Source organism: Treponema sp. OMZ 855 (assembly GCF_024181145.1).
GTDB lineage: Bacteria > Spirochaetota > Spirochaetia > Treponematales > Treponemataceae > Treponema.
The window spans coordinates 1,434,546-1,446,250 of the sequence record NZ_CP051194.1 but is presented as its reverse complement, the minus strand read 5'-3'; the positions used below and the strand labels follow the sequence as shown (position 1 = coordinate 1,446,250).

Below are 11,705 nucleotides of genomic sequence, written 5' to 3'. Positions count from 1 at the left end.
CGACTCATCAGGTGTCCTTATGAAAAGAGCGGAGCAGAAGCTGCTCCGCTCTTAATGAGGATAAAGATTTAAGCGGTATAACTTGTCAATCTACACTTAATTGGTTAGTAAGTAGATACTCTCTTCAATCAAATTGAAAAAACACGCCTTTTGGAACTCGGAGATTTCCGCGGCGGAAAAGGTGTCGCTGAAAATCTCTTCGGTTTCTTTCATCAATGCGCCGACACTGCGCCGGTCGATGGGGAGTCCCTTTCCGGTTAAGAGGTTTTCAAACTCTTTACTCTTTATCAGCTGAGTGCTGCCGAACAGCAGTTTAACATCGGAAAGCAGGTTTTTCTGTGTGCGAGCCATAAATACAAAAGAGGCGGTATCGGCAGTAATATGACCGACCGGTCCAAGCCGCTTATAATATGAAATAGTCCATTCTTCAAACGGAACGCGCACACGGAGGATAATATGCGGGCTCTGGCGCAGTGCAGTGCTGCTTTCGTCGCAATACTGAATCAGCGGCATCCAAAATGTTTCTTTCCGTGTCCGTATTTCGATTTTGGTATCGAGCGCGATTAATGGGATAAGGCAGGAATTTTGCATGGGCGCTTGCGCGATGTTTCCGCCGATGGTTGCAAGCGAGCGGATACCGGGATTGGCCGCAAGGGAAATCGCCTGATAGAGAATCCGCGGTACGTTTTTTTCTCCCAGCTCTAAAATGGTATTGAGGCTTGCGGCACCGCCGAAGTCTATGAAGCGTTCCCGTTTGGCGATGGTTTCAAGTTCGGGAAGATTCTTTAGGAATAAAATCGATTCCGGCAAGAGGAAACGGTCGGTATGGCAATCTTTGAGCAATCCGGTAGTGCCGGCAAGCGGAGTAATGTCGGTATGGTTCTGCATCAGCGTATACAGCTCGGCCATGTTTTTTGCGGTATTGACGATATAATTATTTTTCATGCCGCTTGCTCCTCTTTGATTTGCATACCTGTTTTAACGCCGCGGTGATCGAAACAATATCGGTACACCGGCACACGATTCCGATATAGGCATCGCGTATTTGTTCGTCGGTGGGGTTCCAATGTTTTTGTACAATACTGTGAGCGGTTAAAAGAGTACCCGCAGAGCAAAAACCGCACAGTGTAATGCCTTCTTTTTCAAATGCGGTGATAATATCTTTATATTCCTGCGTAGCGCTAAAGGCTTCAAGTGTGATAATGTTTTGCCCCGCTGCAGCAAAGACGGGGAGCATACAGGACGGCACCGGATGATCGTTTAATAACACTGTGCAGGAAGCATACGTCTCCTGCATACAGCTTTTCCGTACACTCAAGATGCCGAAATCCCGTCTCAGCACATCTGACAGCCGTTCATCGGCATCAGCTTCTATTTCTACCGCCTCATTATTGAGATGAAATCGTATCTTCATATTATTTTTTCCCCGTCAAAGCTTTGAATAGCTGTTCTCTACGGATCGGTAAGGTATTTATCCGTGCAGGAACACGCAGCAGTATTTGGTTCAACGCTGCAAGATATGCAGCGGGCAGTATATTCAGTGCAGATGAATCAAAAGCGCTCATCGAACGTCCCCGTTCGGGAATATCCACGGAAAGGGGCGGCATTTCATTCGGCAGTATCATCCGGTATTCCGAATAGGGGAGGGGAGTATCATCGATTTCGGCTGAAGGGAGCGCTTCCTGAGCAGTACGTGATAATGCCGCGGCAATATTTTTACGCAGATAGTTGAGAATCTGCTTTTTTTCGTAGATTTTTCCAGGATGACAAGCGAACCACACTTTCCGGATTTGTATTTTATAGCAAACCGTATCCATTTCAAGTTCGATAATACAGGCCGCGGGCGTTTTGGCAATAAACGGAACACTGTTTTTACCGGTTTCATTTTCTGCCGAGGAAACGTCCGGCTGCGGAGTATCGGGCTGCGGGGTGTGAGTGCTTCTCGAAATACTGATCGGGAGCGGATTGCGGAATCGCTGCTCCTGCAAATCGCTCAGGCATTGCTCAATAAGAGGTAGGACAATACCCGCAGTATTGCCGGCAGTCGCAGGCCCGGACTCATTCATATCGGCAGTCGTAAGGCCGGCAAAGGTAATATCGGATTCGGCGATTTCCAGTTTTTTCGCAGCAAGCTTCCTGATGACTTTCTTTAAATCATCCTCCGCCGGTTCCGCCTTAATTGAAAGCCGGTTGTGGACATCCAACGTCAGCTCTGCCGTATACGTGAAGTTTGCGGCACATCCACTATATTGAAAGCCCGCTGCCAAGCCGATACCGCGCCACCGTCCGTCCCGTTTATCCGTTTTGCCTCGGTTAAAAACATTATACGCGGCATATTTACAGATAAAATCACTTTTGCCGGTTAAGAGTTCGAAGAGGTTTGAAAAAACGGCGCTGTAATCGTCCGGCATATTTTTTATGCGCCATTCCGCCGGAGAGAGATTGTAATCCTGAATAATCTTGTTGATGTGGTTTTCCAGCGCGTTTGATATATAGTAGTCGCCCCAGCCTTCAAGGATATCGATAAGGCCATCCGCTGTTTTTGAAGCCCGCACTTCGATCCGGTAGTTGGGTACGGTGTACGGCCCTAATGCAGCGGCGGTCATTTGCTTGAGTATATTGCCGATGAGCGGGCAGCAGGTACCGGCATTGACAATAATCGATATCTGCATTGCGTCAATCGAATAAGTGTCTGATAGCGCCGATTTATGTTCGATAATCATCTCCGGCGTTTTAGGCGCTGCCGTCCGGCTTTCTTCCGCGGATAGATTGAGCGAAACGGTATTCCGCTGTAGAACCGCCGCAACAGCGCACTGACAGGCAAGGAGAGACGGGAACCATAAAAGTTCATTGAATGTTTCGCCGGTTTGGGTTGGATGCACGACAACCGCTTCTTCCGTAAGACCGGTCGCTTTTGCTACCGCGGTACGGACATGAAACGGCCACTGGGTAGGCACATAGACGTCGAGCCCGTCCTCACGGAACACCGTAACGGCGGAAAACGGCTCCGAACGGGCGGCATATTGCGAAGCGATTTTAAGCGATGAGAATACGGTCGAAGGGGCTGTTTCAAAGATTGAATCGATATTTCCGGCAGTTCGATCTTCCCGTGCAATAATAGGATAATCAAACAGCGTATGCGTTCGTCCTGCCTCAAAACTGTCTTCGGGTATCGGCTCCAGTTCTATTGTGATATCTTTCCGCAGCGCTTCAAGTGTTGCCTCATTATCGCCGGTAAGGATTCCGACTGCTTGTTCTTTATATTCTATCTCGTCCGCTGTAAAAAGCGGGATCGAGTGTTCAAATACTTCGACGGTTTTTTGTCCGGGAATCTGCGCTGCTCCGTAAAAGGCATACCCTTCCGGTAAGGGCGGCAGATGCACGGCGGAAATGATCCCCGACGATACGGGGGCGCGGACAATCACCGCATAGCGCTGCCCCTCAAAGCTCATATCCGAAACAAATTGTTCTATCATATCAAACTTCCTGTCAAAATCCCTACTGTATCTTTCCTATCTGCGGAACTTTTTTGCAGTATCGATTACCGTATCGATGACATACTGCACATCCTCATCGGTCATATCCGGCCAGAACGGAAGGCTGATGCTCTGCGAATAGTGCGCTGCGGCATTGGGGAAGTCCTGTGCGCGCAGGTTATACCGCTCTTTCAGGAAGGTCAGTTCAAAGTGGGGGATAAAGTGGACTGAAATACCGAGTCCCCGTTCTTGCAGCGCGCGGGCAAAGTCATCCCTGCCGACGGAAAGCGTTTCCGGTGCGATGCGGAGGAGGTAGAGGTGCCACGCATTGCCTGCTCCGTCCGGCGGAACTTGAAAAAAGTCGAGCGGTTCAAAGGCGCGGGTAAAGCGTTCGGCGATGAGCTTCCGTTTCCGGTAAAACTCTTCCGCCTTTTGTAACTGTACTCTGCCGATTGCCGATAAAATATCCGGCAGGTTGCATTTATAGCCTTCCGCAACAACATCGTATTGCCAACTGGCGTGCTTGTCGGTGTAGCGATCCCATATTGTGCGGTTGATACCGTGGGAGCGCATCAGCTTAATGCGTTCCGCCGCTTCGGGATTGCGGACGCAGATCATACCGCCTTCTCCGGTTGTGATGGTTTTGGTGGCATAAAAAGAGAACACGCCCGCGTCGCCGAAGGTACCGCCGTAGCCGTCCGCTGTTTTTGCAGGAAAGGCATGGGCTGCGTCCTCGATAACCGCAACGTTGTATTTCTTTGCGAGGCTGTTAATCGCTTTCATATTGCAGAGGTTTCCTGCGATATGGATAGGCACAATCGCTTTAATGCTTTTATCCTGCTTGAGTTTATCTTCGATTTTTTCCGGATCGATACTGTATGAGTCCGCTTCGATATCCGCATAGACCGCTTCTCCGCCGAGGTGCAAGGCACTGGTTGCAGTCGAGACAAAAGTGTACGGGCTGGTGAGTATTTTGGTTCCCTTGCCGATTCCGAAGGCTTCCATTGCGAGCATCAATCCGTTTGACGCGGAATTGACTGCAAGCGCATACGGGCTGTGTACCATATCGGCAAACTCTTTTTCGAAGGCGAGCGTTTCCTTGCCGGTTGTTAGCCAGCCCGAATGCAGCACGCGGATTGCCGCTTCTTCTTCTCTGCGGTCGAACGACGGTCTAAAAAAAGGTATCTCCCTAGCGGGATTTTGTTCGGTTGTATTCATGATCATATTTCCTATTTTATTCAAGTACAATCTTCGGGATAGTAACGCTGAAATGCCCTTCCGGTTTGGCATTCGTTTTGAGCATCTCGGTGATACGGGATAGTGCTGCATTGCTGTATTCATAGGCAGCGAGGCCGCAGACGGTATCAGGCAGGCAGCCGAGGTCGTAGGGATTGCGCAGGGCGACAGCGATCATCGGTTTATGCAGGCGTGTAAGGGCTTGGATCAATTTGAGCTGTCCCTGTTTTACGTGTCCGTTATAGCTCGCTGCGACGATACCGGTAGCCGATTCCGCCTGCGCAACGATTCGCGCGATTTCCGCTTCGTCAGGGTCGATCGACGTATCGATGCCGGTGCCGCCGAATGCGGTTTGCATGGAGCGTGCAAAGCTGATTGAATTATCGACGTCGTTCGACACATTGGTAACAATGAACGGCTGCGGGCCGGCAAAAAACGGTTTGCTGCCGAGGTTGGGGAATCCGCTTTCGGACAGATGATAGCCCGTCAGCGTTTTGCGCCGGAGACTTGCAATGGTTTTTCGATATTCTTCCATCGTTTTTTCCGGCAGCGGCTGTGCGGGTTTGAATTGCTTTTTTAAGCCGATAATCTTTCCGGCTGCCTGTTCGATGGTTGCTGCAGAAATCTGTTTGTCCGCACAGGCGCGCGTTACCGTTTCGATGGCGGCGCAGGCGGTCGGTATGGTGTGGGAGATAAAAATCAGTTCGATACCCGCATTGATTGCCGCCGCAGCGCTTTCCGCGGTGCCGAAGTACGTTTGCATTGCCTTCATCTCCATGCAGTCGCTGATAACCAATCCGTTGAATCCGAGTTTTTCTTTTAATAAGCCGGTTACGATCTTTTTAGAGATGGTCGCAGGGAATTGCTCATCGATGGCGGGAAAGAGAATATGCGAGATGGTAACCGCGGGAAGCAGTCCCGTTTTGATGACGTGTGCAAAGGGGGCAATTTCCATCTCTTCCAGTTCCGCTTTTGATTTACGGACGGTCGGTAACGTGAGGTGCGAATCGACTGATGTGTCGCCGTGCCCGGGAAAATGCTTTGCGGCACTGAGCACTCCTCCTGCGGTGAGTCCCCGTACCATCTGAAGCCCGTAGCAGCCGACAAGGGTAGGATCATCTCCATAGCTGCGTACCCCGATAACCGGATTATGCGGATTGGAATTGACGTCCAGCACCGGTGCTAAGTCAAAGTTTACGCCGTGGGCATGGAGGATTTCTCCCGTGATTTTACCGGCGGTGTAGGCATTTATTTCATCGCCGGTTGCCGCCAGTGCCATTGCGCCCGGTACGTTATAGTAGTCTTCGGCAAGCCGTGAAACAGCGCCTCCTTCTTGGTCAATCGTGATGAAGGCAGGGTGTCCGGTTTCAGCGGTAATCAGGGTCTGTATATCTGCACAGAGCGTCTTGAGCTGCACAAGGCTTGTAATGTTATGCTTAAAGAGGATAACATTGCCAACCTTGTATTTTTTTACCAATGCGATAAAGTCTTCCGGCATTTGCGTCCCCGGAAAACCGCAGGCAAACATCTGTCCGATATGTTCGGTTAACGTAGTGCTGTTCATAGTTGCTCCCTCCTACGAGTAAATAAAAAACGGCCTGATACGCCGGTAAAAAGTTTTCGCTTCTTTTTCAAATATGCTGCACACTTCAGCTGCGGAAGAGGCTGTCCGCAATAGGCTGTCTCCGCCGAGCCGGTCTATCGAAGCCGAAAGATTTCCGTCTGCGGCTGTTGCTTCCGGAGTGGGCAAAAACCGGAAATCATCGGGGTAGGCAATCTTAACGGCAAACAAGAGCGTTACGCCCGTTTTAACCGGCTCGAAGGCTTTGTAGTCGGTGATAAAAAGTTGTACGCCGCGGCACGGCACGCCTACGTATTTGGAGGCGGAAGGGGTAAAACGGGCGGGTAAAAAATGCACGCCGCGCAACTTTGCAGCATTCATCGTATCGGCAAGTTTTTCCGCATCGATGTACGGAGCGCCGATAAGGGTAAACGGATTTGCCGTGCCTCTGCCTTCCGATACATCTGATCCTTCAAACAACGCGGTACCCGGATAGGCGAGCGTATTGTCAAAGTGCGGCAGATTGGGGGAGGGTGGTATCCACACGCGGCCGGTTTCGGTAAAAAGCATATCGCGGCGCCAGTGTTCCATCGGTATAATATGCAGCGGGCAGCGCAGCTGTTCCTCCGTGTGTACCATTCGTGCAAGTTCGGCGGCGGTTAAACCGTAGCGGATGCACAGCGAGTACATACCGACAAAACTTTCAAAGTCTTTTTTTACGATGTTACCTTCCGTTTTAACGCCGCCGAGCGGATTAGGCCGGTCAAGTACGATAAAATCCTTACCATGCGCCGATACTGCCCGCATTGCGAGTATCAATGTAGAAATATAGGTATAAAATCGGACGCCGGCATCCTGAATGTCGTAGACTAAGGTGTCGATATCGGCCAGCATATCGGGCTTAAAATCCTGCCCGTCTTGCCGGTAGAGGCTGTAGAGCGGAATACCGGAAACCGATTTGTTTTCGCCTTCCCATACCGTGCCGGCGTCTTCACAGCCGTAAAGCCCATGCTCCGGCGCGAAGAGGGCGCGTACCGTATACTGTTCGGCAAGTATTTTCCACGAAGGGATAAAATCTTTAGAAAGCCCGGACAGCGAAGTAATAACACCGAGCTTTTTTCCTTTAAAAAGAGAATCGAAATCACATATCCGGTCTATTCCGTTCAATACCATAATACAATATTAACACAGTGCAAAAATCGGCGGAGCCTACTGCTTTGTCTTAATACGGAGTTTTTCCGCAGCGCGTGTATGGTCGATTTTTGCAAGTTTATAATAATCGGGCGGCAAATGCATCGCCATCGGCCCTTCATATTGAGCCATAATCTTTTCGAGTATGGTATACGCATCCTTCCATTGATGCCGTTTGATATGCAAGTGTGCAATTTCATATTGAGCGGCGATGCACGCACTCTCATCATCGGCAAAACGTTTCAGGATAGTCTCATAATAGACACGTGCAGCGCGGTAGTTACCTGAATCGAAGGCTTCTTGCGCTTTTTGCGTTAAATCCGCTGCTGTTGCTTCTTCCGGTATTTCGGATTCTTTAGGGACAGTCATACACGAAAAAAGACTGAACGTCATAATCATACAACACAAATGTGTAATGTTTTTTATCTTCATACATAAACTCCTCTAAAAACTTGTACTAGTCGCGCAGGATGGTAATTTCTACGCGGCGGTTTTTTGCCCTGTTTTCGGCGGTGTCGTTCGGTGCAATGGGACGCGTTGCTCCGTATCCGGCAGTTTGCATTCTACTTACTTCAATACCTCGTTTTGCAAGCTCTTCAGCAATTTTATCAGCCCGTTGTAGCGATAGGATGCGTTGCCCTTCGGGGCGATTAAGGTCAGCAGTATGCCCTTCGATTAAGAAGTGAGTATTCGGGCCGACTTTTTTCAACGCTTCTGCAATTACGTCAAGACGGCCTGTTTCGTCCGGAAGAATTTCTGCCGAATCCGCTACGAATAGTATCTCATCGTGCATAGTAATTTTGATAACATTTTCGGGCGCTTTAAGGGTGATGTTTTCGGGTTCGCGGTCTAAGAAGAATTTTTCTATATCGCGGTATATAAAGTAGAACTGTTCATCCACGAGCGGATATGTCGGAGAAACCTGCAAGGTGTTTTTATCACACACAATAACAATCTTTCCTTGACGGAGCAGTTCGATATTTTCCTTTTTTGCAAGGATACGTTCCGCATCTTCATTACTGATGATCGGGTCGGTTCGGTTGTCGCCGAATACGCCGCGCGCAATAATTCTCAATGGCTCGGTACCGATTCTGTCCCGATATTCGCTTTCATCAAGAGTTCCGGTATACAAAACAATGCTGTGTTTTTTTGCCTGAGCAGGGTCTACGATATTCTTCTCGTAAATCAAGTTCATGTTTTTATTCCAAATTTTCGGAAACAAACACGGATTAAGTTGTTCACTGGAATACTCGCCGTGTACCGGCAGCTGTCCGCGTGCATCGATTAAAATACCGGTGTATACCTTACTCGCCGTACCGAGAGGAAAAAAAGACGGGGTATACGGCGCATTATGTTTTACAAAAAGGTTTGCAAGTCCCTGTAAAGGATTTTGATGATAAACAATAGCCGTCTGCAATTCTTGAGAGAGAATAGGCGCCGTGCTTTTACCGTTGTTAATGACGGTATTTATATCAGTGAAGGAAATTTTTTCTTCTGCCAGATAGTTGCCGATCCTATGGGAAGAATCCACCAATATGGAAAGATAGGCATTCTTTAAGAGAGAAGAGCGGTTCTGTTGGATAAGCCGTATTGCCGCATTTCTATCGGTCGGCAGGTACAACCCGCTTTTATTTAAATCTATCGTGATTTTTGAATCTACTTGAGCTGTTTCCCAGTTTTGTACTGTTTGGGATTCCATCCCCGACGGGTAGCTGTAGCAGAAGAGCGAAGCAAATAAAATGAAAACGGTAAGGGAAAGTGAATATTTCATAGATACGTCCTCGTTACAGTATCGGCACTTTTAGGGTATTCCCTAACTTGAGGACACTATTTACCGACATATTGTTCTTTTGAGCTAAAAGTTCGACTGAAACCGAATATTTCAGCGCGATCGACCACAGCGTGTCGCCCTGCCGGATGGTATGTGTACCGTCAAAGTTTCCTGCCTGCGCGGTACTTTTGCCCGAATAGGTTCCGACCGATTTTAATGCAGGGATTAAAATAGTCTTTCCGATTTTCAGTGTTTCCGGTTTAAGACCGGTGTTGTAGTTTAAGATACTTTGAACGCTGACCCCATAGTGTTTTGCAAGCGCATAGAGCGTGTCGCCTGATTTGATACGGTACTGATAGTATTTTATCAGCAGCTTATCCGATTGACTGAGTACGGCTTGGGCTGCTTCCGTATAAGCCGAAGGGAGGCGCAGCTGATATTTGACGCTCGGCGGTGTGATAAAGTACCGGAGCGAAGGATTGAGTTTTCTAATTGCTTCGGATTCAAGTCCGAGCTCCTCTGCCAGTAACCGCACGTCGATTGCCCGTTTGATTTCGATGGTGGAAGTAGGCTGGTGGTCTTCGGTCTTTCCCCAATCGATGTTAAGTTCCTCGCTGCGGGAAAGTATCTCCGCAATAGCAAGGAATTTCGGCACATAGTACAGTGTTTCCTTTTTTAGATACCCGTGTTCTGCGAGATACCAGTAATCAGCTTTGCCGGCTTTTTTGACCGCTGCCCGTATTGTTCCCACTCCGCTGTTATAGGCGGCGAGCGCAAGGGGCCAGTCGTTGAATTGACTGTAGTTCCACTTGAGTTTTTTTACCGCGGCGACACTCGTTTTCCACGGATCCCGCCGTTCATCAACCCAATCGTCGATGTGGATATTAAATCCGCCGACACTGTTCCTCATAAATTGCCAAATTCCGACGGCTCCCGATTTTGACGTTGCCGTTTCAAAAAAGCCCGATTCGATGACAGGCAGGAACAACAGTTCGGCAGGCATATTTTCGGATTCCAAGAGTTCGATGATGAAATCGCGGTACGGAGCGGAACGCTTCATTATTTTTGAAAGGTAGTCATAGCCGTCGGTACACATATACTGCTTACGGAATTTTTCGACTAACGGATGATCATGAGGGATAAGCGTATTATGTAGTAACGTATTGCTTTGGAAATTTTGCAAAAGCGATTTATTGAAGTACACACCTGTTTCTGTGACTGCCGGTTTGGGCTGAGCATTCGCATAGATAGGGCGGATACACAGCGTACCTGCTATGACACCGGCACAGAAGTACTTTATATGCGATTTTTTACCGGTAAAATGTATACGCATCCTCAAAGTTTTTCTCCATAATAGATGCCTGCCCATTCCCAGCGGCCGTGGATTGCCGGATCGGCAGGAAAATTAATTTTTCTAAAGTAGAGGTACCATGTACGGACGTATTGGTTCCAACCGGAAGTCCTTAAATAAGCTTCGTAAGGGGTCGAGGACGGATCCAGCTCGGAGGCAATACTGATGGCACTGCCGTACATAAAATCCTTTAGATTCGTATCGGGCTGCTGCTGCGTATCGGATAACTCCTGCTTCCACGACATTGCAAAGAAGTTAACCTTTGATCGGCACCGTTCCAAGGTCGCATAGTCCCGCGCACGGATTGCAGCCTTGATGGTCTTTACGAGATCGTCAAGCGTATTGAACGTCCAGCTTTTTGTCGAGGTACTGTAGTCGACAATCTTACGCGCATAGCCGTAGCTGTCGGGGATACCCGGAATAATAACATCAAACCGGTGCAGATTTAAAAATTGTGTATACGCTTGGATTGCAAGCTGCCATTCCCCTTGTTTTTCATAAGCCTGTGCGAGCATAAAATATGCTTGTGCGGGGTCGAACTCATTATAAAAATCGGTCAAAAGCCGCGAATAATAAACAATCGATTTTCTGGCGGTGCCGACAAGCTCTATCAGATTTTTTAGGCAGAGCAAGTGGATTGATTGTCCGTTTACCATCATATCTGAATAATTTTGAACAATATATTCAAAATAATGGGCTGCAATAGCATCTTCTTGGGAATCCCGATATGCCGCTGCAAGCCGTAAAAGGAAGTAGGCATTATAGGGATTGTCCGGTTCCGCAGCAATAACGGATTGGAGGAACACTGCCAGTGATTTTATTTTATGCTCAGCTTGTAAATGAGAAGTAATTTTGTCGATAAGGGCGAACCGTATTTGAGCGTCCTGTTCTTTTTCCAATAAAGCGACCAAGGTTTTCTGTTCTTTGCGGTGTTCTCGTAAGCCGGTATAGAGATAGCCGAACCGATCCTGAGAACAGGAACAGCATAAAGCGCCGATACAAAGGGCGGAACAGACAAGCAGGTACTTTTTAAACCGTATCACGGGGGGCATACTATCACAGCCATTGTATATTGACAAGACTCCGCTTACCTTGACAGGCTGTTTTTTATTTACTACC

General features: G+C 48.4%; 10 protein-coding genes. All 10 read right to left on the bottom strand.

What is annotated here, in order from left to right; genetic code table 11:
• Positions 1-96: 96 nt before the first annotated feature.
• The 10 genes from E4N65_RS06545 to E4N65_RS06500 are packed head-to-tail and all read right to left on the bottom strand — an operon-like array spanning position 97 to position 11,638.
• Positions 97-945, bottom strand: a complete 849-nt coding sequence (locus tag E4N65_RS06545; protein WP_044016039.1) for an FAD binding domain-containing protein — start codon at positions 943-945, stop codon at positions 97-99.
• Entirely contained in the window at positions 935-1,414 is a 480-nt protein-coding gene (locus E4N65_RS06540; RefSeq protein ID WP_044016041.1) for a (2Fe-2S)-binding protein, read from the bottom strand. The genes E4N65_RS06545 and E4N65_RS06540 overlap by 11 nt, the downstream gene beginning before the upstream one ends.
• Before the next feature lies 1 nt (position 1,415).
• Positions 1,416-3,476, bottom strand: a complete 2,061-nt coding sequence (locus tag E4N65_RS06535) for a molybdopterin cofactor-binding domain-containing protein (protein WP_044016043.1) — start codon at positions 3,474-3,476, stop codon at positions 1,416-1,418.
• A 36-nt stretch (positions 3,477-3,512) separates the two neighbouring features.
• Positions 3,513-4,694 (bottom strand): DegT/DnrJ/EryC1/StrS aminotransferase family protein, encoded by a 1,182-nt coding sequence (locus tag E4N65_RS06530; protein WP_044016045.1) that lies wholly within the window; start codon positions 4,692-4,694, stop codon positions 3,513-3,515.
• Between the two features lie 16 nt (positions 4,695-4,710).
• Positions 4,711-6,276, bottom strand: a complete 1,566-nt coding sequence (locus E4N65_RS06525; RefSeq protein WP_044016048.1) for a glycoside hydrolase family 3 protein — start codon at positions 6,274-6,276, stop codon at positions 4,711-4,713.
• A 12-nt stretch (positions 6,277-6,288) separates the two neighbouring features.
• On the bottom strand, positions 6,289-7,446 hold the full coding sequence (locus tag E4N65_RS06520; RefSeq protein ID WP_044016050.1) for an exo-beta-N-acetylmuramidase NamZ family protein: 1,158 nt from the start codon (positions 7,444-7,446) through the stop codon (positions 6,289-6,291).
• A gap of 36 nt (positions 7,447-7,482) precedes the next feature.
• Complete coding sequence (locus E4N65_RS06515) at positions 7,483-7,896, bottom strand: tetratricopeptide repeat protein (RefSeq protein WP_044016052.1); 414 nt, start codon at positions 7,894-7,896, stop codon at positions 7,483-7,485.
• A gap of 25 nt (positions 7,897-7,921) precedes the next feature.
• Positions 7,922-9,235 (bottom strand): OmpA family protein, encoded by a 1,314-nt coding sequence (locus E4N65_RS06510; protein ID WP_044016054.1) that lies wholly within the window; start codon positions 9,233-9,235, stop codon positions 7,922-7,924.
• 13 nt (positions 9,236-9,248) lie between these two features.
• The gene (locus E4N65_RS06505) at positions 9,249-10,568 is read right to left on the bottom strand and encodes a LysM peptidoglycan-binding domain-containing protein (RefSeq protein WP_044016056.1); all 1,320 of its coding nucleotides are present in this window, start codon (positions 10,566-10,568) and stop codon (positions 9,249-9,251) included.
• Positions 10,569-10,570: 2 nt separating this feature from the next.
• Positions 10,571-11,638: a tetratricopeptide repeat protein gene (locus tag E4N65_RS06500; RefSeq protein WP_044016057.1), complete on the bottom strand. Its 1,068-nt coding sequence runs from the start codon at positions 11,636-11,638 to the stop codon at positions 10,571-10,573.
• Positions 11,639-11,705: the final 67 nt, after the last annotated feature.